General features: G+C 60.4%; 24 protein-coding genes. 11 read left to right on the top strand and 13 right to left on the bottom strand.

The annotated features are described in order from the left end of the window. The first annotated feature begins 139 nt into the window (after nt 1-139). Complete coding sequence (locus V7Z56_RS07165) at nt 140-1,243, top strand: long-chain fatty aldehyde decarbonylase (protein WP_334128693.1); 1,104 nt, start codon at nt 140-142, stop codon at nt 1,241-1,243. A 68-nt stretch (nt 1,244-1,311) separates the two neighbouring features. Here V7Z56_RS07165 and clpA read toward each other — a convergent pair whose 3' ends face one another. From clpA to V7Z56_RS07145, 4 genes are all read right to left on the bottom strand, one after another. Next, the gene (gene clpA, locus V7Z56_RS07160) at nt 1,312-3,636 is read right to left on the bottom strand and encodes an ATP-dependent Clp protease ATP-binding subunit ClpA (protein WP_443023767.1); all 2,325 of its coding nucleotides are present in this window, start codon (nt 3,634-3,636) and stop codon (nt 1,312-1,314) included. A gap of 44 nt (nt 3,637-3,680) precedes the next feature. Then, the gene (clpS, locus tag V7Z56_RS07155) at nt 3,681-4,013 is read right to left on the bottom strand and encodes an ATP-dependent Clp protease adapter ClpS (protein WP_334128691.1); all 333 of its coding nucleotides are present in this window, start codon (nt 4,011-4,013) and stop codon (nt 3,681-3,683) included. A gap of 229 nt (nt 4,014-4,242) precedes the next feature. Continuing rightward, nucleotides 4,243-4,806 (bottom strand): phasin family protein, encoded by a 564-nt coding sequence (locus V7Z56_RS07150; protein WP_334128690.1) that lies wholly within the window; start codon nt 4,804-4,806, stop codon nt 4,243-4,245. 248 nt (nt 4,807-5,054) lie between these two features. Continuing rightward, nucleotides 5,055-5,750: a hypothetical protein gene (locus V7Z56_RS07145; RefSeq protein ID WP_334128689.1), complete on the bottom strand. Its 696-nt coding sequence runs from the start codon at nt 5,748-5,750 to the stop codon at nt 5,055-5,057. 247 nt (nt 5,751-5,997) lie between these two features. Between V7Z56_RS07145 and V7Z56_RS07140 the strand changes: the two genes are divergently transcribed. After that, on the top strand, nt 5,998-7,422 hold the full coding sequence (locus V7Z56_RS07140) for a D-alanyl-D-alanine carboxypeptidase (protein WP_334128688.1): 1,425 nt from the start codon (nt 5,998-6,000) through the stop codon (nt 7,420-7,422). Nucleotides 7,423-7,464: 42 nt separating this feature from the next. On the opposite strand, the gene V7Z56_RS07135 is transcribed toward V7Z56_RS07140, so the two are convergent. Next, on the bottom strand, nt 7,465-8,325 hold the full coding sequence (locus V7Z56_RS07135; RefSeq protein ID WP_334128687.1) for an MBL fold metallo-hydrolase: 861 nt from the start codon (nt 8,323-8,325) through the stop codon (nt 7,465-7,467). A gap of 197 nt (nt 8,326-8,522) precedes the next feature. Between V7Z56_RS07135 and V7Z56_RS07130 the strand changes: the two genes are divergently transcribed. Then, entirely contained in the window at nt 8,523-9,290 is a 768-nt protein-coding gene (locus V7Z56_RS07130) for an SDR family NAD(P)-dependent oxidoreductase (protein WP_334128686.1), read from the top strand. Nucleotides 9,291-9,553: 263 nt separating this feature from the next. Continuing rightward, nucleotides 9,554-10,603 carry an AbrB family transcriptional regulator gene (locus V7Z56_RS07125; protein ID WP_334128685.1) on the top strand — a complete coding sequence of 350 codons (1,050 nt, stop codon included), beginning with the start codon at nt 9,554-9,556 and terminating at the stop codon, nt 10,601-10,603. Here the strand turns inward: V7Z56_RS07125 and V7Z56_RS07120 are convergent, their stop codons facing one another. Beyond that, a complete protein-coding gene (locus V7Z56_RS07120) occupies nt 10,604-11,938 on the bottom strand; it encodes an MATE family efflux transporter (protein WP_334128684.1) in 1,335 nt (444 codons plus the stop codon). It lies immediately after the preceding gene. Between the two features lie 264 nt (nt 11,939-12,202). Here V7Z56_RS07120 and V7Z56_RS07115 point away from each other — a divergent pair, with 264 nt between their 5' ends. From V7Z56_RS07115 to pgmG, 5 genes are all read left to right on the top strand, one after another. Beyond that, entirely contained in the window at nt 12,203-12,925 is a 723-nt protein-coding gene (locus tag V7Z56_RS07115) for a hypothetical protein (protein WP_334128683.1), read from the top strand. Nucleotides 12,926-12,930: 5 nt separating this feature from the next. Further along, nucleotides 12,931-13,635, top strand: a complete 705-nt coding sequence (locus tag V7Z56_RS07110; protein WP_334128682.1) for a DnaJ domain-containing protein — start codon at nt 12,931-12,933, stop codon at nt 13,633-13,635. A gap of 71 nt (nt 13,636-13,706) precedes the next feature. Next, nucleotides 13,707-14,588 (top strand): UTP--glucose-1-phosphate uridylyltransferase GalU, encoded by an 882-nt coding sequence (gene galU / locus V7Z56_RS07105; RefSeq protein WP_334128681.1) that lies wholly within the window; start codon nt 13,707-13,709, stop codon nt 14,586-14,588. Nucleotides 14,589-14,625: 37 nt separating this feature from the next. Further along, entirely contained in the window at nt 14,626-15,963 is a 1,338-nt protein-coding gene (locus V7Z56_RS07100; protein ID WP_334128680.1) for a UDP-glucose dehydrogenase family protein, read from the top strand. Between the two features lie 3 nt (nt 15,964-15,966). Further along, on the top strand, nt 15,967-17,346 hold the full coding sequence (gene pgmG, locus V7Z56_RS07095) for a phosphoglucomutase/phosphomannomutase PgmG (protein ID WP_334128679.1): 1,380 nt from the start codon (nt 15,967-15,969) through the stop codon (nt 17,344-17,346). A 27-nt stretch (nt 17,347-17,373) separates the two neighbouring features. Here pgmG and V7Z56_RS07090 read toward each other — a convergent pair whose 3' ends face one another. The 3 genes from V7Z56_RS07090 to V7Z56_RS07080 all read right to left on the bottom strand — a co-directional run bounded on the left by V7Z56_RS07090 (nt 17,374) and on the right by V7Z56_RS07080 (nt 19,298). Continuing rightward, a complete protein-coding gene (locus V7Z56_RS07090) occupies nt 17,374-17,748 on the bottom strand; it encodes a VOC family protein (RefSeq protein WP_334128678.1) in 375 nt (124 codons plus the stop codon). A gap of 170 nt (nt 17,749-17,918) precedes the next feature. After that, a complete protein-coding gene (locus V7Z56_RS07085) occupies nt 17,919-18,287 on the bottom strand; it encodes a hypothetical protein (RefSeq protein ID WP_334128677.1) in 369 nt (122 codons plus the stop codon). Nucleotides 18,288-18,428: 141 nt separating this feature from the next. Further along, nucleotides 18,429-19,298, bottom strand: coding sequence for a division plane positioning ATPase MipZ (locus V7Z56_RS07080; RefSeq protein WP_334128676.1), 870 nt, complete (start codon nt 19,296-19,298; stop codon nt 18,429-18,431). Nucleotides 19,299-19,704: 406 nt separating this feature from the next. On the opposite strand from V7Z56_RS07080, the gene V7Z56_RS07075 reads away from it, so the two are divergent. After that, nucleotides 19,705-20,814, top strand: a complete 1,110-nt coding sequence (locus V7Z56_RS07075; protein ID WP_334128675.1) for an NAD(P)/FAD-dependent oxidoreductase — start codon at nt 19,705-19,707, stop codon at nt 20,812-20,814. Nucleotides 20,815-21,030: 216 nt separating this feature from the next. After that, entirely contained in the window at nt 21,031-22,098 is a 1,068-nt protein-coding gene (locus tag V7Z56_RS07070) for a Glu/Leu/Phe/Val family dehydrogenase (protein ID WP_334128674.1), read from the top strand. A 15-nt stretch (nt 22,099-22,113) separates the two neighbouring features. Here the strand turns inward: V7Z56_RS07070 and V7Z56_RS07065 are convergent, their stop codons facing one another. The 4 genes from V7Z56_RS07065 to V7Z56_RS07050 are packed head-to-tail and all read right to left on the bottom strand — an operon-like array spanning nt 22,114 to nt 25,977. Beyond that, complete coding sequence (locus tag V7Z56_RS07065) at nt 22,114-22,983, bottom strand: lysophospholipid acyltransferase family protein (RefSeq protein ID WP_334128673.1); 870 nt, start codon at nt 22,981-22,983, stop codon at nt 22,114-22,116. Beyond that, complete coding sequence (lpxK, locus tag V7Z56_RS07060; protein WP_334128672.1) at nt 22,980-23,969, bottom strand: tetraacyldisaccharide 4'-kinase; 990 nt, start codon at nt 23,967-23,969, stop codon at nt 22,980-22,982. The genes V7Z56_RS07065 and lpxK overlap by 4 nt, the downstream gene beginning before the upstream one ends. Next, nucleotides 23,966-25,240, bottom strand: coding sequence for a 3-deoxy-D-manno-octulosonic acid transferase (locus V7Z56_RS07055; protein WP_334128670.1), 1,275 nt, complete (start codon nt 25,238-25,240; stop codon nt 23,966-23,968). The genes lpxK and V7Z56_RS07055 overlap by 4 nt, the downstream gene beginning before the upstream one ends. Continuing rightward, nucleotides 25,240-25,977, bottom strand: coding sequence for a lysophospholipid acyltransferase family protein (locus V7Z56_RS07050; protein ID WP_334128668.1), 738 nt, complete (start codon nt 25,975-25,977; stop codon nt 25,240-25,242). The genes V7Z56_RS07055 and V7Z56_RS07050 overlap by 1 nt, the downstream gene beginning before the upstream one ends.

Below are 25,977 nucleotides of genomic sequence, written 5' to 3'. Positions count from 1 at the left end.
CTCGCGCCGCAGGCAACTGCTGCGCGCAATACCGCCTTGAAATTTCCCTGTCTGTGCATTATACTAATATTGACGTTTACGTAAACGTAAAGGACAGCCGCAAGACGCTGCCACAGCACAGACAAGAAAGGGAGACGTCATGAGCGACCATATCACCCGCGATCCGATCTATAACACCGTCCACCGGGACGATTTTCCGGCGATGCTGGAGGTGGACCGCTACGGCACGCGGACTGATGCGTTTGATGGTATCATCTCGGCAACCCATGATCATTTCTGGGATCCGATGGACAAGGTTTATCTCGATTTCGACAGCCCGTTCGATCTTGAGAATGAATATCTGATGCCGCCCGAAACCGTGCCGGAGCTGCAGAGTGCGGTTGCCGACGTTCTCGATGAAGGCCAGCGCATTCGCCTTGCCAATGAAAGCACGCGCTGGGGCCTCTCGGCGATCCTGCACGGCGAACAGGGCGCGCTCTCGCTCAGCGCCAGCCTCTGTCACATCCTTGTCGATCCGGGGGCGCAGGAATACGCCACCAATCAGACGCGCGAGGAAGCCCGCCACGTCACCGCCTTCAGCCGCTACATCAGCGCGCGTTGGGGCCGCCCCTACCCGGTCGGCGAGGCGTTCGGCGCGCTGCTCAATGAGCTCGTCGGCGCGAATGAAGTCTATAAAAAGCTGGTCGGCATGCAGATGCTGGTCGAAGGGCTGGCGATGGGCGCGTTCGCCAATTTCCACAGCAAGACAAATGATCCGCTGCTCAAACGGCTGACGCAGCTTGTCATGACCGATGAGGCGTTCCATCACAAGTTCGGCAAGATCTGGGCCGACAAGACGATCCCGAAGCTCGACGCAAAAGAGCATGCGCAGGTCGAGGACTGGGCCGCGCAATGCTTCGAGACGGTCCTCTTCAACCTCATCAACATCCGCCAGAAGCAGGTGATCTATCAGCAGTTCGGTCTCGACTGGGAATGGGTGCGCGATGCCTGCCGCGAAGTCTACACCGACCAGGACCGGCGCAACACGCTGAAGGAATCCACCAACATCTTCCGCGTTCTCGTGAAAACGCTGTTCAAGTCCGGCATCATTACCGATCGCACGCGCCCCATTTATGCGCATTGGGTTGATATGGAGGAACTCGCCGGGGAGAATGAGGATATGGTCGGCTACGCCATTGCCGATGAGGGAATTGCCTATCTGAAGGCGCTGAATGAAAAGCGCAAGGTGATCGGGCAGAAATGACGATTTCGGGCAATAAAAAGGCGGGACAATCACTGTCCCGCCTTTTCCATTTCCGCCGCAGGTTGCGGTTATTTCTCGATCAGCTCCGTATCCTTGCTGGAGCCTTTCTTGCGTGACTTGCGCTGGGCGGCTTTCTTCGCGCCGCTTTCGGGAGCGCTGTCGATCTTGAAGGTAAGCTCGCCCGCCTTCACGCCGACCGAGACATGCCCGCCATTGACCAGCTTGCCGAACAGCAGCTCCTCGGAGAGCGGCTTCTTGATCGATTCCTGAATGACGCGGGCCAGCGGCCGGGCGCCATAGGCGGAATCATAGCCCTTCTCTGCGAGCCAGGTCGCCGCGGTATCGGAGAGCGAGATCGTGACATTGCGATCCTGAAGCTGCGTCTCCAGCTGCAGGACGAATTTCTCGACCACCCGCGACACGACTTCCGGCGGCAGCGGCGCGAAGGGGATCGTCGCATCGAGGCGGTTGCGGAACTCCGGCGTGAACAGGCGCTTGATCGCCTCCTCATCCTCGCCTTCGCGGAACTCGTTGCCGAAGCCGATGGCCCGCTGGGTCATTTCATGGGCGCCCGCGTTGGTGGTCATGATGAGCACCACGTTGCGGAAGTCCACCTGCTTGCCATTGTTATCCGTCAGCTTGCCATGATCCATGACCTGCAGAAGGATATTGAAGAGGTCCGGATGGGCCTTCTCGATCTCGTCGAGCAGCAGGACCGAATGCGGCTGCTGGTCGATGGCGTCCGTCAGTAGCCCGCCCTGATCGAAGCCGACGTAACCGGGCGGTGCACCGATCAGGCGACTGACCGTGTGCCGCTCCATATATTCCGACATATCGAAGCGCACGAGGTTGAGACCCATGATGGAGGCGAGCTGCCGCGCGACCTCCGTCTTGCCGACGCCCGTCGGGCCGGAAAAGAGGTAGCAGCCGATCGGCTTTTCGGGCTCGCGAAGGCCCGCCCGCGCAAGCTTCATGGCGCTGGCGAGCGCATCGATCGCGGCATCCTGGCCGAATACGACACGGCGCAGATCCACATCGAGCTTGCGAAGGCTCTCGGTATCCTCCTTCGAGACGGATTTCGGAGGAATGCGGGCAATCTTGGCAACTACCGCCTCGACATCGCGAACACCAATGGTTTTCTTGCGCCGGCTTTCCGCCTTCAGCATCTGCGCGGCGCCCACCTCGTCGATCACGTCAATCGCCTTGTCCGGCAGCTTGCGATCATGGATGTAGCGGGCGGATAGTTCCACCGCAGCCTTGATCGCGTCCGCCGTATAACGGATCTGGTGATATTCCTCGAAATAGGGCTTCAGACCCTTCAGGATCTTGATGCTGTCCTCGACCGAAGGCTCGCGCACGTCGATCTTCTGGAAGCGACGGAGCAGCGCCCGATCCTTCTCAAAGTGACTGCGGAACTCTTTATAGGTGGTCGAGCCGATGCAGCGGATATCGCCGCTCGCGAGCGCCGGCTTCAGGAGGTTCGAGGCATCCATCGCCCCGCCGCTCGTCGCGCCTGCGCCAACGATGGTGTGAATCTCGTCGATGAAGAGAATGGCGTTATCCAACCCCTGCAGCTCGCTGATCACTGCCTTCAGACGTTCCTCGAAATCGCCGCGATAGCGCGTGCCGGCAAGCAGCGCGCCCATGTCGAGCGAGTAGATGACGGCGGGCAGCAAAACGCTCGGCACATCGCCCTGGACGATACGGCGGGCGAGGCCCTCGGCGATCGCCGTCTTGCCGACGCCCGGATCGCCCACGTAAAGCGGGTTATTCTTGGAGCGGCGGCAGAGGATCTGGATCGTCCGCTCGACCTCGTCGTGCCGGCCGATCAGCGGATCGATCTTTCCGGCCGCCGCCTTTTCATTGAGATTGACGCAATAGGCATCGAGCGCTTCGAGCGTTTCGGTCTTGCCCTCGGACGCGGTGTTGCTGCTCGCCTCTTTCTCGGCCTTGTATTCGCCGTCGACGCCGCGGATCGCGCGCGGCGTTTCCTTGCCGGGCGCCTTGGCGACGCCGTGGCTGATATAGCTGATGGCATCGAGCCGGCTCATCTCCTGTTTTTGCAGGAAGTAGACGGCATGGCTCTCCCGCTCCGAGAAAATCGCGACCAGCACGTTGGCGCCGGTCACTTCTTCGCGGCCGGAGCTTTCGACATTGATGAGCGCACGCTGCACCACGCGCTGAAAACTCAGCGTCGGCCGCGCCTCGACAAAGCCGTCCATCACCAGGTCATCGAGCTCCTCGGTGATAAACGCCTCAAGATCACGCCGCAGCAGATCAACATCGACATTGCAGGCGCGCATCACCGCGGCCGCATCCTGATCCTCGGTCAGGGAAAACAGCAGATGTTCCAGCATCGCAAACTCATGGCGGCGCGAGGTGGCGAGAGCCATGGCACGATGCAGAGTTTCTTCAAGTGAATTGGAAAATCCGGGCACTATTCTTTCTCCATCGTACATTGCAGGGGATGCTGGTGTTCACGCGCAAAATCAATGACCTGCGCGACCTTGGTCTCGGCAACCTCGTACGGAAAAACGCCGCAGTTACCGACGCCTTTGTGATGCACATGCAGCATGATCTGCACGGCAGTCTGTTCATCCATATTGAAAAATCTCTGGAGCACATACACAACGAATTCCATCGGTGTGTAGTCATCGTTCAGCAAAAGGACGCGCCATAGCGATGGCTTCTTCGTCTTGGGCCTTGTCTTTGTGACGAGGCCGGTTCCGGGTCCCTGACCGCGTTTGTCATTGTCGTCATTGTTACTCATTGTCGTCCTGCCCGAACAGATAAACCGATGTCTCACTCCGTTCCTTTTCTACGGCTGCTCTTGTGCAGCGCACATTGTCATCATTACAATAAGTATATAGCTTAGCAGGAAATTCAAAAAAATATTATTACCGTCTCAAAAAATCAGCAAAATGTGAACATTGTGGGGCGGGCATAAAAAAAGCCCGGGTCGAAACCCGGGCCTTTTCAAACGGTTAGTTCGCAGCCGATCAGGCGGCCTGCCTCGTGAACACATCAAGCGCCGAAGCGTAACGGGTGCCGAACGGCTCAACAACAGACTTGGCGGCTTCCGTCAGCAGCGAGTTGATGCGGCTCACTTCGGCGACATAGGTCTGCAGGCTGTTGCGGGCGAACTCGGTCTGGACTTCGATCGCCTTGGCATAGTCTTCCGTCTCGGCCAGCGTCTTGGCGACGTTGAAAACATCCTGCCAGCGCTCGGTTCCGAAATCGATCAGGGCCGCACCGATTTTCTCGCCCTTTTCAACCGCGACATTTCCGGCGTTGATAAAGGCTTCGGCGCTGTTCTTGTCGTAGAACTGCGAGCCTTCAAACGCCTTGACGGCTTTCTCGTAGCCGGTTTTGCTCTCGGCGACAACTTTCTCGTAATTGGTCTTAAGCGTTTCGGTATTGGACTTGAATGCCTTTTCCGCAGCTTCCGTGCCGCTCAGGAACGCGTCCTGAAGCGTCTTGCGGCCGGTTGCGAGAACAGTCTCGAATTCCTTCTGAACGGCTGCCGGATCAATGGTCGCGTTCAGCGTTGCTTTCTTGCTCATGGACTTAACCTTTCTGGTATAGCGCCTGTAAATTCTGTTTGCCGCACTGCAGCAATACGCACTGTATATAATAGGCACCTGATAGATGTCAATGATTTTTTGTGCGCCGCAACATAAATTAACTATTTATGCAATATATTGATTTTGCGACGATTTTTTAAACACAATACATCCCGTGCGCGCAAAGTACGCGGCAAAAACTATAAAATATCGCAAAAAAATGCTGCTGGCGCGATATGCGAGCCGGGCTACCTGATGATGCCGTTATCGCCAATCTGCATGGTGAAATAGGTCCCGCCCCGGCCCGCGGTATAGTAGCGCGAGGAGCGGCCGAAGACGGTCGGCGTATAGGGCTCGACAAAGGCGGCGCCGGTCTCGTCCCCTTTTGCCAGCACCTCGCGGAAGGGCAGCTTCGCGACATCCGCGTTCCGATCAGTCCAGGCGTAATATTTGAAATTCCCCTCCCGGCAGACCATCGCGATCCAGTAGAACTCGTCCGAATGCAGGATCTGCCCGCGGATGGCCGGCTTCTCGAAGCCGGAGCGGATCAGCGCCTGTTCGATCGCCACCAGGTCATCGAGGCTGATATCGACGCGGCTGTAGTTACCGGCGCGCGCGCCCGATCCCGAAACCTGCCCGAGCAGCCAGTCAGCGCCGATGGTACCGCCGCGAAAGACATTTGTTGTCTGCACCGCCGCGCCCGAGGGCGCAACCTGCACGATGTCGTAGGTGCGCACCTGCTCGTCATAAATCGCGTTGTAGATCAGCCGGTAGCGCGCATTGCGCCCCGCCGTGCACTGCTCGCGAATGTCATCGCCGTTGGCGTAGGAAAACCACTGGAACGGGCGGAAGACGGGATTGCCGACCGAGCCGCTATCGGCGGCACAACCGGCGAGCAGAAACGTCATGGCAAGTGCGGGAAGCGCGGCGCGGAATAATTTCATGGGCTGTCCAATATTTTGCGATCTGGCTAACGGGATATTAACCCTCCTCGTATATTCTGACAAAGTGAAATGAAAGCAACGCGTTATCTCACACAGATCAAGAGGATAGGTTTCGTTGTTCATATGCGATAACAATTTTTTTATCGGAATAATGATGGACATGATTCGCCGATTTTCCTACACTCGGCAACAAGTGGGACTATCCACGCGTAACCGTATCCGTAATATCAGTAAAACAGGTCGAGCGTTGCACCAGGGACCCGAAGAGACAGCCATCGCCATCAAACCGCAGATGCGCCGCCCGCAACGCCGCGTCGGAAGCCTTTTTGCCCCCCGCTTTTCGACATTTCTCGCGTCTCTTCTCTGCCTTTTCATTCTGGTCGCAATGCTGCCCGCTACGGCCGAGGCGCGCTATGCGGCCGTCGTCATGGACAGCCGAAGCGGTGAAATCCTTTACTCCCGAAATGCCGACGAGCGGCTTTACCCGGCGTCCCTGACGAAGATCATGACGCTCTACATGACGTTCGAGGCGCTGCAGCGGGGCCAGCTCCGGCTTGACCAGAAGCTCTCCGTCTCCGCCCGGGCCGCCGGCCAGGCGCCGACCAAGCTTGATTTGAAAAAAGGCCAGACCATCACCGTTCAGGACGCGATGTTCGGCCTGATCACGAAATCGGCGAATGACGCGGCGACCGTGCTCGCCGAGGCAATGGCGCCGACGGAAGCCGAATTTGCGCGCATGATGACGGCAAAGGCAAAGTCCCTCGGCATGACGCGGACGACTTTCCGGAACGCGAGCGGCCTGCCCAACAAGCATCAGAAAAGCACGGCGCGCGACATGGCCATTCTTGGTGCCGCCCTGATCCACAACTTCCCGCAATATTACCATTTCATGTCGTTGCAGGAGTTTGACTACAAAGGCCGCAAGCACAAGAACCACAACAATCTGCTAGGCCAGTACAAGGGCGCGGACGGGATCAAAACCGGCTACATCCGCGCCTCGGGATTCAATCTCGTTGCCTCTGTCAAGCGCGGCAATCATCGCCTGATCGGTGTCGTTTTCGGCGGCCAGACCGCGAAAAGCCGCGATGCGCACATGATGTCGCTGCTCGACACCGGGTTTGAGAAGATCGAGGCGATTTACCCGAGCACGGTGCCGACACCGTTCGACAAGCCGCTGCGCATCGCCCTCGGCCAGCCGCATGACCGCGCCGCGAGCGTCGAGGTGGCCTCCGTCACCCCTGTCCCCCTCCCCGCGCCGACACCACCCGCAAGCGGCGCCAGCGTCTATACGGTGAGTGACATGAACGCAACCGGCGTTTCCGTCACCCGCGGCAGCACGACCACGGCGGCGGCCGGCTCCGGCTTCGAGACGGACAAGACGGCGAATATGAACTGGGCCATCCAGATCGGCGCCTTCAGCCAGAAATCGACAGCGGAGAACCAGATCTACAAGGCGACCGAGCAGTCGAGCCGCCTGCTGCAGGGACGTCGCGTCAATATCGAGAAGGCGCTCTCCGACGGCAAGCCCTTCTACCGCGCGCAGTTCGTCGGCTTTGATGAGGCGGAAGCGCGCGAAGCGTGCAACAGTCTCGCCAAACAGCGCGTTTCCTGCTTCGTCGTCGCGCCCGATCTCAGACTGCCAAGCTATATCGCCCAGAAGAGCAATTCCTGATCCCGCCCGCCGGGCAGCCGCGGTATGGCGTGCCGCGCGCGGCTAAAGCGCGTTGAGCGGCACTTTCAGATAGGCGATGCCGTTCTCCTCCGGCGGCGGCAGGTGACCGGCCTGCATATTCACCTGGATCGAGGGAATAATCAGCGCCGGCATGGAGAGCGTCTTATCCCGCTCCGTCCGCATTTTGACGAACTCATCCTCGCTCACGCCGTCATGGATATGGATATTTTTTGCCCGCTGCTCGGCAACGGTTGTCTCCCATAAATACTCCCGCCCGTTTGGCGCATAGTCATGGCAGAGAAAAAGCCGCGTCTCGGGCGGCAGCGCGAGGATCTTGCGGATCGAGCGATAGAGAATGCGCGCATCGCCGCCCGGAAAATCGCAGCGCGCCGTGCCATAATCGGGCATAAACAGCGTGTCGCCGATAAAGGCCGCATCACCGATGATGTAGGTGATGCAGGCGGGCGTATGGCCGGGCGTTGCCATGACCTCGATCCGCAGGCCCCCAACATGAAAAATCTCGCCGTCGTCAAACAGCACATGAAACTGCGAGCCATCCTCAGCCACATCATCGCCGAAGTTATAGATCTTCTTGAATGTCGACTGGACGGTGCTGACGCGCGCGCCGATCCCGATCCGGCCGCCAAGCTGCCGCTGCAGATGCGGCGCCGCGGTCAGGTGATCGGCGTGAACATGCGTCTCCAATATAAATTCAATGGAATATTTTTGTTCCCGCACGAAGGCAATAATCTCGTCCGCGGTGGTCGTCGCGGTGGAGCCGGCGGCGTGATCATAGTCAAGCGCGCTGTCGATAATCACCGCCTTGCGGCTTTCGGGATCGGCGACGACATAGCTCACCGTATAGGTAGGTTTGTGGAAAAACGCCTTTACGTCGGGTTTCATCTTACCGTCTGCTCCCCTGCTTGCGGTCCGTTCCCGTAACTTTAGTGCCAAGCGGGCTGCATAACAACTGCCGAGGACTGGCAGCGCCGAAATATGTCGGGGCGGACGCGCGACAAGGCAAATTTCCCTTTTATATTAGACGCGTTCTTCTGTAGTCTGTCGCGCATAACATAAAACAAAAGAACAAAGGATATGTCATGTCATCAGCGAACAAGGTCGCCCTCGTCACCGGCTCCGCGACCGGAGCAGGAGCGGCGATCGCCCTCGCGCTTGCAAGCCGCGGTTACAACGTCGTCATCAACTACACAAGAAGCCTGAAAGAGGCGGAGGAGACCGAAGCCGCCTGCGCCGCGACGGGCGTCGAGACCCTGCTCTTCCAGGGCGACGTCTCGAAGGACGAGGATTGTCGCGCCATGGCCAAGGCGGCCTATGACAAATGGGGCCGGATTGACGCGCTCGTCAACAACGCGGGGCGGACGAAATTCGTCGCCCATAACGATCTCGACGGGCTGAACGCCCAGGATTTCCACGAAATTTTCGCCGTCAACACCATCGGCCCCTACCAGATGACGCGCGCCGTCGCTCCTTACATGAAAGAGACCGGCAAAGGCGCCGTAGTCATGATTTCATCGATCGCCGGCACGCACGGCACCGGCTCCTCCATCGCCTATGTCGCCTCCAAGGGCGGGCTTAACTCGATGACCAAGGCGCTCGCCCGCGCGCTCGGCCCGGAAATCCGTGTCAACGCCGTCTGCCCGGGCTTTATCGAAACCCGCTGGCTGCTCGGCGGCTATGGCGAAGAGAAATATGAGCTTGCCAAGAAGAAGCTGAAAAACAGCACTCCGCTCAGGGCCGTCTGCCAGCCGGAAGATATCGCCGATGCCGCGCTGATGTTCATCGAAGGCAGCAGCATGGTCACCGGTGAGTTGATGATCGTCGATGGCGGGATGCAGCTCGGCAGGTAAGACGACCTGCATGACATCTCTGCACGGCATCGCCCGCCGGCGCGCAGGGCTTCATCTGTTTGTAAATCGGCGGGCGGGATCGTCCCGCCGACTACGAACACCCGCGCGTCCGGCTCCCGCTGCAGATCTCCCATGCGCGAGAGCTCTCTTTTCCCACCGCGATCAACATGCTATGCAACGGTTGCTGCTGCAACGATGCGCGCCGCCTGGCCCGATGAGTGACGCATTCCGCCATGCGAGAGTTTTTTGATAGGCACCCGTAAATGAAGGATTTGAAACAGACCGCTTTCGCACTTTTTGTTGGCGCGATCGGCGGCGCGATCTTCTTCGTTCTGAACTTTCCTCTCGCCTGGATGCTGGGCGCCATGTGTATCGCGACCGTTGCGTCGCTCCGCGGGCGCGATGTTTCGGTCAACGAGACGTTCCGCAAAATCATGACAGCCATTCTCGGCGTGATGCTGGGCTGCGGCTTCTCCACCGATACGCTTGCCGCCATGACCCGCTGGAGCGGCGGGCTTGCGCTCCTGCTGATCAGCATCGTGATTTCGATGATCCTCGTCTATCTCTTCTACCGGCGCATTGGCAGGCTGGATCCGGTGACCGCGTATTTCTCGGCCGCGCCCGGCGGTATCAATGTGATGTATGAAATCGGTCAGGAGAGAGGCGGTAACGGCTCGGTCATTGCGCTCATCCATGCCTCACGCATCCTCATCCTCGTCATGACCGTGCCGATGATCTTTCGCTTTAGCGGCGGATTTGACAGCAGCGCGCAGATGGCGCCGCTGTTTGGCAATTTCAACGACCTGATCGGCGACGGCTGGCTTCTGCTAGCGGCGGTGCTTGGCTATATCGGCGGCCGCCTCTGCCGCCTGCCCGCCTATCACCTGATGGGGCCGCTCGCCGCCACGGCGTTCGTCCAGATGGCGGGCATCACCGATGTCGCCCCGCCGATGATCCTCGTCTACGCCGCGCAGCTCGTGATCGGCACGGCGATGGGGGCGCGCTTTCTCGGAACCCGCTTCTCGGACATTCGCAACGTCATCGCCCTCAGCTTCGCCTCGACCGCGCTGATGGTCGGCATTGCCGCCGCCTTCGCCTGGGCCTTCGCCGATGCAATCGGCGTCAGCGGCGCAGGCATTGTCCTCGCCTTCAGCCCCGGCGGGCTTGCCGAGATGTCCCTCGTTGCCCTCGCCCTTGGCATCGATGTCGCCTTCGTCTCGACCATGCATGTGATCCGCATTGCGCTGATCATTGCAATTGTGCCGCCTGTCTATACGGCAATTGAAAAGTTCCGCCGCCGCAGCGCAGAGTAGTTAAGGCTGCTCGCGCGCCCGCCGTTCGATGCGCGGGTAAAAGAAGGCCAGCGCCAGCGACCGTGTCGCCATAAAGACCATCAGCGCCGCCCAGAGCCCATGCGCCCCCCAAAGCGCGCCGAATCCCTTCATGCAGAGCAAATAGGCGAGGAATGCGATGATCATGCCGTTGCGCATCTCTTTGGACTGCACCGCGCCGATAAAGATGCCGTCGATCTGGTAGGACCAGATGGCGATGAGCGGCATCGCGACGAGCCAGGGCAGGAAGTCATACGCCCGGAGGCGCACCTCCTCGATACTGGTCAGCAGATTGACCACCAGCGGCCCGAAGATAAGATAGACGAGCGCGTAAAGGATCGCCACCACCAGCGCCCAGAAGCTCGTGATCAGGATGATCTCGCGAAGGCGACTGACTTTTTTCGCGCCGATCGCGACGCCGACCATCCCCTCGGCGGCAAACGCAAAGCCGTCGAGGCCGTAGGAGATGAAATGCACGAAATTCATCAGCACGGCAATCGCGGCGAGCGTCACGTCCCCCTCCTCCGCCGCGGCCGCGGTAAACCACGCGAAGGCCGTGATCAGCAGGATCGTGCGGATAAAGATATCGAAATTGACCGAGAGAAGCCGCAGCATTTTCGACAGGGAGAGGATCGCCGCACGGTGCCAGCCGCCGCTGATCCGGCGCAGCTCCCGCCGCACCAGATAAAGGCCGAGCACGAGCGCCAGCATCTCCGATATCGCCGTTGCTGCGGCGACGCCCGTCACGTCCCAGCCGAAGCCGAGGACAAAAACAAGATCGAGAAGGATGTTGAGCGCATTCATAAAGATCTGCACAATGAGCGCGGCGCGGGTATTGCCGACGCCGATGAAAAATCCCATCAGAGCATAGTTGGCAAAGACCGCCGGCGCGCCCCAGATCCGCGCGAAGAAATAATCGCGGGCGCCCGCTTCCACCGCCCCCGATGCCTTGATCAGATCGAGGGCGAACCAGAGAACGAGATGCTGAAAGAGCAACGCCAGCACGCCGATCACCAGCGCCGTCAGAAGCGCCCTGGCGAGCACGGCCCGGACCTCGCCGCCATCCTTCTGTCCGACCGCCTGCGCGATGAAGCCGGTCGTCCCCATGCGCAGGAATCCGAACCCCCAGTAGAGAAAACTGAAGATCATCGCGCCGATGGCGACCGATCCAATGTAATGTGCGTCCGGCAGATGGCCGACGACGGCAGTGTCAACCGCGCCAAGTAACGGCACCGATGAATTCGACAGGATGACCGGCCAGGCGATGCGCCACGTCTCGCGGTGACCGGGAAGTGAGAAGAAGTGTTTGAGCGTCATCTGAAACCGAAACCGCAGCGCGCGAAAGCTTGTGGACATCGCCGCGAACGGGGATCGGATCGCCGCGATAACAGAACATCAGAATTGCCTTATGACCGAGATGGTCTAGCATGGCAAGCTCTGATCCGGCCGGCCGGCATTGGCGGATGCTTTTGCCCACCGCAGGCTCCCGTCACCGGCCTGTACATTCTTGCTCGTTAATTGAATTTTTCCACTAATCCTCCTATCTAGTTAGACAGTGTTTGCGTCAGGAGATGTCAGGGTTTGGCAAAAGATATAAAAGCACCGGCCGGCAAAATTGCCCCCGCCCCGTCCGCCAAAGACGAAGTGGCGGAGTTTCTGCGCAAGGTCGCCGCAACGCCGGCGCAGCGCGCAGGCGGGAGCAACGGCCGTTTGATCTTTGCCATCGATGCCACCGCGAGCCGCCAGCCGACATGGGACCGCGCCAGCCACCTGCAGCATGAGATGTTCGAGGAAGCGGCCGCAATCGGCGGGCTGGAGCTTCAGGTCGCGTTCTTTCGCGGATTTGGAGAGTTTCGCGCCACCCGCTGGACCGCGGACAGCAAGGCGCTGATCCGCCCGATGTCGCGTGTCTTTTGCCTCGGCGGCCACACGCAGATCGAAAGGGTCCTGAAGCACGCCCTCAAGGAGACAAAGAAGGAACGCATCAATGCCCTCGTTTATGTCGGCGACTGCATGGAGGAAGATGCGGACGCCCTTTGCCATCTCGCCGGTCAGCTCGGCATGCTGAAAGTGCCGGTCTTTGTCTTTCAGGAAGGTCATGACCGTATTGCCGAGAATTGCTTTCGCCAGATCGCCAAGCTGTCAGGCGGCGCGTACTGCCGCTTCGACAGCGCGAGTGCCGCGATGCTCCGTACGCTGCTGCGCGCCGTTGCGGCCTATGCGGCGGGCGGGCGCACGGCGCTCAGTGATTTCAGCAGAAAAGCCGGCGGCGAGGCCACGCTGCTGCTTGACCAGATCAAGTAACGCCGATGCTCGCACTCTTCATCCTCGGCGTTACATTGCTGGTCGCCCTGATCATTGGCAGTCAGGCGCTCGCGAATGCGGAACCGGCCAAGATCCTGAAGGGCCTTCGCATCGGCGCGGTGCTCGTCTGCTCCGTCGCGGCCGGCTTCTTTATCCTCACTGGTCGCTTCTCCTACGCGCCGCCCTTCGTGCTCGCGGCGCTTTTCTTTCTCCGCGACAAACCGCTTTTCAGCAGCCGTCAGCCGTCGGAAGGACAAACCTCCGATGTGCGCACCCGCTACCTCGCGGCGCGCCTCGATCATGATAGCGGCGAGATGGACGCGACGATCCTCGAAGGTCAGTTTGAGGGCCGCCGTCTCTCCGCCCTCAGCCGCGCTGAGATCGGCGCATTTCTGCGCGAAGTGCAGGATGATGAGCCGACGATCACCATCGTCGAAAGCTTCATCAGCCGCAAATTTGGCGAGGAATTTGACGCAGCCGGTGAGGAGACGCGCGAGAACAGCCACTCCCGCCAGCAAAGCCGTTCGTCATCGGGCGGCATGACCCGGGCCGAAGCGTTCGCCATCCTCGAACTCGACGAGAGCGCCAGTGTTGCGGACATCAAAGCGGCCCACCGGCGGCTCATGAAAAAATTTCACCCCGACCATAACGGCTCGGATTACATGGCCGCAAAACTTAATCAGGCAAAGGATTTTCTCCTCAAACGCTGAAAAACGCGCTTGCTATCGTCGCAGGCTAAATGTCATAAATTTTACGAAGTTAATGGAAAGCACCGGGTAATATGTCAAAAAAAATACGCAAGGCCGTGTTCCCTGTCGGCGGGCTCGGCACAAGGTTTCTACCTGCCACCAAGGCAATGCCGAAGGAGATGCTGCCGGTCGTTGACAAGCCGCTCATCCAGTATGCGGTCGAAGAGGCCCGCGCCGCCGGCATCGAGGATCTGATCTTCGTCACCGGTCGCGGCAAGGCGACGATCGAGGATCATTTCGATCATTCCTACGAGCTGGAAAGCGTGCTTAGCGAACGCAACAAGAAAGGCCTGCTGCAAGAGCTGCAGGCGAGCGTCCCCAAGCCCGGCAGCATTGCCTATATCCGCCAGCAGGAGCCGCTCGGCCTCGGCCATGCGGTGTGGTGCGCAAAAAGACTGGTCGGCGACGAGCCCTTTGCAGTGATCCTTGCCGACGACCTGATCCTCGCCGATACTCCCTGCCTCGCGCAGATGGTTGAGGCGCGCGAGAAGGTGGGCGGCGGCAACATGCTCGCGGTCATGGAAGTGCCGCATGAGCATACCTCCCGCTATGGCATCCTGAGCCTGGGCGAGGAAAAGGGCAATCTCGTCACCATCAACGGGCTTGTCGAAAAGCCCGCGCCCAAGGACGCCCCGTCCAACATGGCGGTCATCGGCCGCTATATTCTGGAGCCCGAGATCTTCGCGCTTCTCGAAACCCAGCAGCGCGGCGCCGGGAATGAGATCCAGCTCACCGACGCGCTCTCCGCGATGCTCGGCGATATTCCGTTTCACGGCATGAAGTTCGAGGGAACGCGCTATGACTGCGGCGACAAGATCGGCTTTCTGGAGGCAAATATCGCCTTCGCCCTCAACCGCGCCGACATGCGGGATGATATTCTCGCCATTGTCAAAAAAATTGCCGCAACTCTGTAGTATATCTTCCCGCGTTACAACTGACGGAGAGAGCTGAATGCATATCGCCGTGATAGGCACCGGCTATGTCGGGCTGGTTTCGGGCACCTGCTTTTCGGAATTCGGCCACGACGTGATCTGTATCGACATGGACGAGGAGAAGATCGCCCGCCTGAATGCCGGCGAGATCCCGATCTTCGAGCCGGGCCTTCAAGCGATGGTGGAGAAGAACCGGCGGTCAGGCTACCTCCGCTTCGATACCGACATGAAAGGCGCCGTCGACGGCGCGGATGCCATCTTCATCGCCGTCGGCACGCCAAGCCGGCGCGGCGACGGGCAGGCGGATCTCAGCTATGTCTATGCGGCGGCGAAGGAGATTGCGCCGCTGCTTCGCGGCTATACGGCGGTGGTGACGAAATCGACCGTTCCCGTCGGCACCGGCCGCGAGGTTGCGCGGATCATTCGCGAGGCTAACCCGAATGCCGATTTCGATATTGTCTCCAACCCTGAATTCCTCCGCGAGGGGGCGGCGATCGAGGATTTCATGCACCCCGACCGGATTATTGTCGGGACGCTGGCGACGCGCGCACAAAAGGTGATGGCGGATATTTATCGCCCGCTCTCGCTCATCCAGACGCCGCTTCTCTTCACCAGCCTTGAGAGCGCGGAACTCACGAAATATGCGGGCAACGCGTTTCTTGCGACCAAGATCACTTTCATAAACGAGATCGCCGATCTCTGCGAAAAAGTCGGCGCGAATGTGCATGACGTCGCGCGCGGCATCGGGCTTGACCGGCGCATCGGGGCGAAATTCCTGCACCCGGGGCCGGGTTTCGGCGGCTCCTGCTTTCCGAAGGATACGCGGGCGCTTTTCGAAACCTCGGTTACCGCCGGCGCGCCGCTACGCATTGTCGACACCGTCATCGACATCAACGAGAAACGCAAACAGGAGATGGCGGCGCGGGTAATCGCGGCTTGCGGCGGCAGCGTCGCGGGCAAGACCATTGCCATCCTCGGCCTCACCTTCAAGCCGAATACCGACGATATGCGCGAAAGCCCGAGCCTCGCCATCATCCCCTCGCTGATCAACGCGGGCGCGCGCATTCGCGCCTATGATCCCGAAGGCATGCCCGAAGCCCGCAAGCTGCTGCCCGATATCGAGCTTTGCGAGAGCTCCTATGCGACCGTCGAGACGGCGGACGCACTCGTCGTCATCACCGAATGGAACGAATTCCGCGCCCTTGATCTGGCCCGTGTGAAAGCGCTGATGCGCGCGCCGGTTATTGTCGATTTACGGAATGTTTATGATCCGCATGATATGGCGAGGCACGGTTTCAATTATACCAGCATCGGCCGGCCACACGAATTTTCCTGCCCCCCTCAGAAAGCAACCTGACCCATGAGCAAGCATGTCTTCAAACCGACCATTCTTCGTGAATATGATATCCGCGGTATCGTCAATGAAACCGTCTTTGAAAAGGATGCGGAGGCCATCGGACGCAGCTTCGGCACACTGGTGAAGCAGAAGAAGCTGGATTCTGTCGCGGTCGGCATGGACGGGCGGACCACCTCGCCGATGCTGAAAGCCGCGCTGATCCGCGGCCTTACGTCAACCGGCGTTGATGTCTATGACATCGGGCTCGGGCCGACGCCGATGCTTTATTTCGCGACCTATGAGCTCGGCACCGGCGGCGGCATCATGGTCACCGGCTCGCATAACCCGCCGACCCACAACGGCTTCAAGATGATGCTGGCGGGCAAGTCATTTTTTGGGGAACAGATCCAGCAGCTCGGCAGGCTTTCCGCAAGCGGCCCCTTCGAGGCGGGCAGCGGCAAAGTAATCGAGCATCCGATCATGGAAAAATACGTTACCCGCCTGCTCCGCGATTTCACCCCCGGCAAGGATCTCAGCGTCGTCTGGGATTGCGGCAACGGGGCGACCGGCGAAGCGCTCCGCCAGGTGGTCGCGAAACTGCCCGGCCGTCATATGCTGATGTTCGATGAGATCGACGGCACTTTCCCCAATCACCACCCCGATCCGACTGTCGCCGAAAACCTTCAGGATCTGATCCAGGCGGTCAAGGGGATAGACGCCAATATCGGCATCGGCTTTGATGGCGACGGCGACCGCATCGGCGTTGTCGACAATCTCGGCCGGATCATCTGGGGCGACCAACTTCTCGCCATTCTCGCCCAGGACATGCTGAAGGATAACCCCGGCGCGCCCATCATCGCCGATGTGAAGGCGAGCCAGGTGCTGTTCGATACCATTCGCAAGGCCGGCGGCGAGCCGATCATGTGGCGCACCGGCCATTCGCTGATCAAATCGAAGATGCAGGAAGTGAACGCCCCGCTCGCCGGAGAGATGAGCGGCCACATCTTCTATAACGATCATTTCTACGGCTATGACGATGCGATTTACGTTGCTATCCGCCTTCTAAATATCATCAGCACGGGCGAGAAAAGCCTCGCGGCGCTCTGCGACGACCTGCCAAGCATGGTCAATACGCCGGAGCTGCGGTTCGAATGCCCCGATGAGGAAAAATTCGACGCCGTTGCGCGAATCCGTGACGCGCTTGCCAAAAATGGGGCGGAATTCACCGATATTGACGGCGTCCGGGTGATGACGGAAGACGGCTGGTGGCTGCTGCGCGCATCCAATACGCAGGCGGTGCTGGTCGCCCGCTGTGAAGCGCGCGATGAGGCCGGCCTCGCGCGGCTGAAGGCGCAGCTTCAGACGGCCCTTAAAGATGCCAATGTGGACGCGCCGGCGTTGTAATTCCGGCGCGCCCGCAGGCGGCCCTCGTCAGGCGGTGTAGGTATAGAAGGCGAGCTTGTGTCCTTCGGGATCACGGACGTAGCCGAAATACATCCGCCCGTCCTGGCGCGGCCCCGGCGCCCCTTCGTCGGTTGCGCCGAGCGAGATGGCCTTTTCATACATCTTCTTCACGGTCTCGCTGCTGTCCATGGCGAGCGCCGGCATCGTTCCGTTTCCGGCAACGGCGGGCTTTCCATCATAGGGTTTGATCACCGCGAGCATCGGCTGGCCGCGCGCCACGCTCCACATGCTCATCCGGTCCGAGCTGATAATCCGCTTCGCACCGATCTCCCCGAGCAGAGCATCGTAAAAGGCGGTTGATTTCTCGATATCATTCGTGCCGAGCGTCACGTAACCAATCATTCCTGTTCTCCTTGTTTTCCCTGTTACGTCCTGCCTGTTGCAGGTTCATGGCACAAGCTATGCTGAATTGAAACATCTGCATAGACGCAAATTTCACGCGCAGCGCCGCGGCATGAACCGGCGATGACACGTCGAGAGAGGGAGTTAGAGAATCAGGCGATGGACGCGCGCTAGCTGATCTTGTCGTTCTTGGGAAGCGTCACGCCAATCCAGGATTCGCCTGATGCCATCACGCAGGTCGCCCCGTCCGGCCCCGTGAGGACGATGGTCCATGTGTCCCCCTCGGGGCTTGAGAAGACCTCGACCATGCTGCCGTTGGCGGCAAGACCCGCGGCAATCGGCGTTTCCGAGAATTTTCCGTTGAGATGGGCAATCAGTGCCGCCCGATCAAAGCAGACCGTCTCGGGCGCCGCCTCGCCGGTCCGCGGCAGCATCAGCAGAATTGCGAGCGAAAGCAGGAGTAGCATTGCGAAAAATGCCGCACGGGATGCCGCACGCGACAGAACAAGATCACCGGCGAAATGAATAAAGCGGCTCACAGGCTCCTCCCTGATTGCGAGATCGGCCGGCCTGCCCCGCCGGGCAATAGCGCTGCCAGTCTCCATGATCGGGAGAATATGCGAAAAAGGTAAATTTTTGATTAGGCGCGAGGGGCTATCGTTCCACGCCGCGCCTCGGCGTTAAAGCTTCTCTACCCGCTCCTCGACGCCCGGCAGGTTAAGCGCCTTGATGAGGTGGCGCAGCTCATGGCGCGCGGCGACATGGCTCATCGACATCTTGACGCCGACGCCCTTCTTGTTGAGATCGAGCATGGTCAGCCCTTTGAGGAACAGCTCGCGGAACACCACGCGCTCGCCAAAGCCCGGCGCGGCACGAAATGCGATCCGCTGGGCCAGCTTGTTGAGGATCTTCTCGATATGCCGCTTGTTATGCGCGTCCGTGTGCGAGAGGCGGTTGCGCATCACCACCCAGTCGATTTTATGATTGTCGATCAGGGCGCGCCGCTTGCGCTGCTCCCAGACCATTTCGCTGTACCAGCTCGGCTTCTCGACCTCGAGGTTGGAGCCGTTGACCGTTGCCAGCAGATCAAGATCGATAAAGCTGTCATTCATCGGGGTCAGCAGCGTATCGGCGAAGGAATGGCCGAGCTTGGAGATAAAACTGTCCGCGCCCGGGCAGTCCACGACGACGAAGTTGTTCTCATAGACCAGCTCCTGCAGCGCGGCGACAAAGCGCGAGCGTTCGTCAGACTGCGCCTCGTCCATATTCTTCTTGAGACTCGGCTCGATCACCCGGAGCGACGGCATGGGCAGGTTGAGCTTTCGCTTGGTGATGTAGTTCTGGCGATTCTCGATGTAGCGGCCAAGGGTCTTCTGCTTGCCGTCGAGATCGATCGCGCCGACCTTGAAGCCCATGGTCAGCAGCGAGATGATGACATGCATGGCAGTGGTCGATTTGCCCGATCCGCCCTTGGCATTTCCGACCACGATAATATGCGCGCGGGCCGGCTGTTCTTTCTCCGGAGTTGTCTTCTCTACCGTCACCGTCACGTTTGACACGTTTTCATCGCCCCCAGCAATTGTTATCGCCGCTTACAGAACATCTATATTTTGTCTGAATACCGTATTTTAGTAAACCAGCAACCGGTTCAACACAAGCACCATATCCGGGGCGAATTTATAAATTATTGACGAATATCGTTAACAGGAAATCGCGCAGCATCGGGAATTGCACGGCATCGCGGCGTTCCTCTCCCGCGTCGCGGAATAACCGGTTTCGCGTGCCCGGGCCTCGCAAACGCGCAATCTCCGGCCCGCTTTATATTTCCGTCACCCGTCTTCTCGAAGCGTCGCAGATTTTCGGCTTTTTTCAAGCATAAAGAGACGCCGGAGAGAGGTTCCTGGTCCTCACATTCGAGGCTTTCTCCCCGGCCAAAAAGCTGGTAGGGGAGAGAGCATGAGCGTAGATGTGGAAAATATCGTTATCGGCGCAGGGGTTATCGGCCTCGCCATTGCCCGTGCGCTGGCGACAGCGGGCCGCGAGGTGCTCATCCTCGAGCGTCATCGCCATTTCGGGGAGGAGACGTCGTCGCGCAACAGCGAGGTGATCCATGCCGGCATCTATTATCCGAAAGACAGCCTGAAGGCGCGCCTCTGCGTCGCGGGCAAGAAGCTGCTCTATGAGTACTGCCAAAGCCGCCATATTCCGCGTCAGCGCTGCGGCAAACTGATCGTCGCGACAGAGGACGCGGAAGTGGCGCCGCTTGTCGACATCTCACGCCGCGCGGCGGCAAACGGCGTTGTCGATCTTATCCCACTCTCCGCCGCCGAGGCGATGCGACTGGAGCCCGCGCTCTTTTGCAAAGCCGCGCTCCTCTCCCCCTCCACGGGTATTATCGACAGTCACCAGCTTATGCTCTCTTACGTTGGCGAGATCGAGGATCACGGCGGCCAGATCGCCTTCGCAACGGCGTTCGAGCGGGCCGCCCCGACCCGGGACGGGTTTGAGATCCGCGCGGGCGGCGAGACAATCCGCTGCCGCAACCTCATTAATTCGGCGGGGCTTCACGCGCAGGAGGTGGCCGCAAATATCCACGGCCTTGCGCCGGATTTGATCCCGCCCCGCGACATTGTCAAAGGCAGCTATTTCACAATGACGAAGCGCTCCCCCTTTTCGCGCCTCATCTATCCGATGCCGCGAACGGCGAGCCTCGGCATTCACGTCACGATCGACCTTGCCGGACAGATCCGCTTCGGGCCGGATCAGCAATGGGTTGACCAACTCGACTACGCCGTGGACGGGTCCCGCGCCGAGAGCTTCTATGAGGCAATCCGCCGCTACTTCCCGGCGCTTCCGGATGGCAGCCTGATCCCCGCCTATTCCGGCATCCGGCCCAAGCTCAAAACGCAAGAGGGCGTCAGCGGTGATTTCTGCATCCTGGATGAGAGCGCGCACAGACTTCCGGGCCTCGTCAATCTCTTTGGTATGGAAAGCCCGGGGCTGACCTCATCGCTCGCGATTGGCGCGCATGTTCTGGATATTCTTAGGAATAAAGGTCGTGTCTGAGTCGAAACGCGCGTCCCGCCGCCCGCACCACCCGTTCGGCGCCCGAGCATTTATTGCGTTTCCACATGCGCACGGGCAACTTTATAAAGCTGCGCCCGGCTGTTCCGAAAGGAAGCTGCGAAGTTAAGAAAACCCGCAGTTTCCGGTTGATTCTCTCCTATATCAGAGAAGTATGAAGTAGGGAGCTTCTTTGATAACTTTTCAATCGAGGATGATATGTCTGTTTTTTCCGCTAATGATTTCGACAACCACGAAGCCGTTCTGTTTGTCCATGACCAGGCGACGGGCCTCAAGGCCATTATCGCCGTGCATGACACCACGCTTGGCCCGGCGCTTGGCGGCACGCGCATGTGGAAGTATGAGAGCGAGGAGGCAGCGCTCGCCGATGTGCTGCGCCTGTCGCGGGGAATGACCTATAAATCATCGCTTGCCGGCATCAATCTCGGGGGCGGGAAATCAGTGATCATCGGCGATTCCCGAACCGACAAGACCCCGGCCCTGATGGAGGCCTTCGGGCGCGCCGTTGATCAGCTCGGCGGGCGCTACATTGCCGCCGAGGATGTCGGCACGGATCCGACCGATCTTGAACATGCCCGCCGCGCCACCCGCCATATCGCCGGAATTGCGGAAGGCAATGCAGGCGATCCCTCTCCGGCGACCGCATTCGGCGTTTTTCAAGGCCTGAAAGCCGCCGTTCTGTTCCGGCTGAAAAAGGATTCCCTTGCCGGTATGCGCGTCGCGGTCCAGGGGCTCGGCCATGTCGGCTTTGGCCTTTGCAAACTTCTGAAAGACGGCGGCGCAAAGATCATTGTCGCCGATATCAATGAGGCGCTCGTCCGCAAGGCGGTGACGGAGCTTGGCGCGACTGCCACCCACGTCGATGCGATCTATGATCAGGAGGTTGAGGTGTTCGCGCCTTGCGCCCTCGGGGCGATCCTCAACGATAATACCATTCCGCGCCTCAAGGCGCATATCGTCGCGGGCTCCGCGAACAACCAGCTTGCCGAGCCGCGCCATGCCGAGGCGCTGATGGCGCGCGGCATCCTCTATACGCCCGATTATGCGCTCAATGCCGGCGGGATCATCCTTGTCAGCCATGAAGGGCCGTCCTTTGATCGGGAGAAGGCGATGCACCATGTCGGGCGCATTTATGACACCTGTCTTGATATCTTCAAGCGGGCGGAGCGGGAGGAGCGGACCACCGCCGAAATCGCCGACCGGATCGCCTTTGAGCGCCTCAGCAAGGCGCGCAAGGAGAAAGCCGCCCTCGCGCTCGCAAGCTGAGTGGCCGAACGCCTGTTATGACCAGCGGTTATGGACCCAGAACCAGTGGTCCGGCCGCTCGCTTATCCATTGCTCATATGTTTCATTGATAGCTTTGAGGATGGCATAGACATCGCGCTTGCGATCGCCTGTTTTCGCAACCTCAAGCGCCGGGTAGATGGTGAGCCGGCGCCGCCCGCCCGGCAGCCGTTCGGCCCGCATCGGGTGGATCGGCACATCCATTTTAGTCGCGATCTCGGCAACCGCCGGCGCCGTCATGGCCTCGCGCCCGAAAAAGGGAACGGCGACGCCGCCGTTCAGCTTTTGATCGTTAAGCAGGACAATGGCGCCGCCGCTCCGCGCGGCTTTCAGAATGGCGCGCGCGCCTTCCATCCCCTTCGGCACAAAGCTGTAATCGGGATCAGCCCGCATCGACTGGAAATAGTTCTCGACGAGCGGATTATTGGCGGCGCGGTAAATCCCCGTCGCCCGCGCGCCAAGTCTCCGCCCGACCAGCGCGACCAGCTCCCACGGGCCATAATGGGCGGTGACGAAAAAGGCCGCCTTCCCGCTCTCAAGGCAGGCGTCGAGATACTCGCCGCCGACCAGTTCGACAGTTTCGGTATCGCTCAAAATCTCGCGGTTGAAGGGAATTTCCCCGATGTTCCGGCCGAGATTATCCCACATCCCGTCGAGCTTTGCGGCGATCTCCGCCTCGCTGAGCGCCGGCAGCGCGCGCTGCATATTGGTCTTTGCAAGACGATGAACGCCAAGGCGCGGCCCGATTTTACCTGCGAGCCAGCCGCCGAAATCAGACGCCCGCTCCCGCCCGAGGGCGCGAAAAACACCGACGGCCGCCTTCACCGCCAGCCATTCAAGACGGTAGCGAAGCGAGATATCGCTCATGCCGCCCTCGCCTTCATTAGCGCAAGAAGCGCGGCCTGCAACCCCTCGGGCGCCGCGAAAACCATCTCGACATCAAGCACAGCCACCATCAGGCGGGCTTCCTCCGGCAGGCGAACATAATCTTTTCGCGTCGTGACGAGGGCCGCATCCGCAGCGGTCGCTCGCTCCACCATACGCATGATTTCATCAGCATTATAAACATGATGGTCCGGATAGCTGAAGTTTTGGATGAGCGTGCAGCCAGCCTGCTTCAGGCTGGCGAAGAACTTCTCGGGCCGCCCGATGCCGGCAAAGGCAACGACCCGCTCGCCGCTCAGCTGCTCACTTTTCGGCCCCGGAACAAGCATCGCTTTATATACGGGCTTACTTATGATTAACCGGTTAAATTCTCTCGACCCATCATCCTTACCAACCAGGACAACGGCGTCAGTGCGCGCAAGCGCCGCCTCCAGCGGCTCACGAAGCGGCCCGGCCGGAAGCATGCGGCCGTTGCCGATGCCATAGTCCGCATCGAGCACGAGGAGCGAGAAATCCTTATGCAGCGAGGGGTTCTGAAATCCGTCATCCATGATGATGATATCGGCGCCCGCCTTCGCGGCGGCGGCCGCCCCTGCGACACGATCCTTCGCAACCCATGTCGGCGCGGTTTCGGCGAGGATCAGCGCTTCATCGCCGACCTCGGCAAATTTATGCACGTCGAGAACGACGCGGACCGGCCCCTTCAGTGATCCGCCATAGCCGCGCGTCAGAAAATGCGGGCGTAACCCCTTTGCAAGGAACATGCGGGCGATGGCGATGGCGACCGGCGTCTTGCCCGCGCCGCCGGCGACGACATTACCGATACAGATGACGGGGACATCCACCCTCTGCGTCCATTGCAAGGATCTGTGCAGCCGGCTCGCCCCGCCGTAAAGCAGCGCGAGCGGCGACAGCAGCGCCGGCATCACGCCGCCCGCATTGCGTGCCCAGAAACGGGGCGCCTTCATGGTCGCACTCCCTGCTGCAACGTCTCCTCGATCACTTTGAGCGTCCGCTCCAGCGTCTCCTGGCCGCCGGTGACGACGGCGGCGGCGCGAAACGCCATGTCGCGGCAAATCCACGGGTTGTCGAGATAATCGCGCACCGCTGCGGCGAGGCTTTCCGCATCCGTCACTTCCCGGCTCGCCGAGCGGGCGTTGAAGGCGGTCATCACTTCGGCGAAATTGGACATATGCGGGCCGTGCAGCAGCGCGCAGTCAAGCCGCGCTGCCTCAAGCGGGTTCTGCCCGCCCTTCGGCACCAGCGAGCCGCCGATAAAGGCAATGTCGGTCGCGCGGTAAAATAGCCCGAGCTCGCCAATGGTATCGGCAACATAGACAGCGCACGCCGCATCCGGCAGCGCGCCCTCGGCACGGCGGCGCACCGCGAGGCCCTGCCGGGCGGCAAGCGTCGCGACTTCCGCCCCGCGCTCCGGATGCCGGGGGACGATCAGCGTCAGCAGATCGGGACGCTCTTCGCGCAATATCCGATCGGCGCCAAGGATGATCTCCTCCTCCGCGCGGTGGGTGCTCGCGGCCAGCCAGCGCGGCCGATCGCCGATCGCGCCGGTCAGGGCATCGAGTTTTTCAGGGTCGGCCGGCAACGGTTTGGCGGCGAATTTCAGATTGCCGAAGAAATCAACGGACGGCGCGCCGAGCGCCCGGAGATAATGCGCCGAGCGTTCCGACTGGGCAAGGCAGCGCGTGAAATTGCCAAGCAGATGGCCCGCAAGCCCGAATGAGCGCCGCCACGACCGGTAGGATTTCTCCGTGATCCGCGCATTGACCAGCAGCATCGGGATCCGCCGCGCGCCGGTCTCATGGATGAGGTTCGGCCAGAGCTCGGATTCCATCCAGATCGCGAGATCCGGCGTCCAGTGATCCAGAAAGAGGCGAACCGCCTTTTTCCGATCAAGCGGCACATATTGATGAAACGCCCGCGCCGGAAGACGCCCCGCCATGATCTCGGCCGACGTGCGCGTGCCGGTCGTGAGCAGAACATGCCGATCGTCATCCGCGGCGAGCAACCCCTCGATCAGCGGCAGCGCCGAGACGGACTCGCCAACCGACGCCGCATGTATCCAGATAACCGTACCCCGGGGCCGCGGCCGGGATGCCATGCCCATCCGCTCGGGGAAGCGTTTGGGATCCTCCTTACCTCTTTTTAGGCGCGCTTTCAGATGCTGATCGAGCAGCGGCCCGCCAAGCGTGAGAAGCGCGTTATAAAGCGCAAGGGCCATCACGTTTCGGCCCCCTGCCGGTGCGGCTTGACGGCCTTGTCGCGGGCTTCGGGCTCAACCGTCTCGCGGCCGCAGAGCGCGTCAGCGCGTGCCGTAATGGCGTTGAGGCTCGCCTCGATGGCAGCCCGCGCCTTGTCATAAGCCGCATCCGCATCATGACGTGGAACCTCTATGGCATCGCCCCAGATGATGACGCCGCGGCTGAATGGCGCGGCCAGCAGGAAGCGGTCCCAGCTTTTGAGTATCTTGCCACGCGTCACCGAGAAGCTGACGGGGTAGACCGGCATGCCGGAGAGCGCCGCGAGCCGCACGACGCCGTCCTGCGCCCGCATGCGGGGTCCGCGCGGCCCGTCCGGGGTGATCACCGCGACCTCACCCTGACGCAGCGCCTTCAGCATCTGCTTGATCGCGGCCGCCGCGCCTTTGGTCGCCGAGCCGCGCACGCTCTTCTGGCCCCAATGGCCGATGGCGCGGGCGATGATCTCGCCGTCTCCGTGATGGGAAATCATGACATTGACGGGCGTTTTCCTTCGCACCGAGATCGGCATCATGAGGAGGCGGCCATGCCAGAAGGCGAGAATGAAGGGCTCATGAGCGCGCATCCGCGCATGCGGCGCGTCCCCGTTCACCACCTCCCAGCGGCTGGTGCGATAGACGAGCCAGATATAGCCCGCCGCCAGAAAGCCAACCACGGCTTTCGCCCCGTCGCTCTTCAGAATTTTCTTTATCGCCTTCAA

The organism is Sneathiella sp., from assembly GCF_036844445.1.
Lineage (GTDB): Bacteria > Pseudomonadota > Alphaproteobacteria > Sneathiellales > Sneathiellaceae > Sneathiella.
The sequence above is the reverse complement of the archived record's forward strand: the minus strand, read 5'-3'. Positions and strand labels throughout refer to the sequence as shown.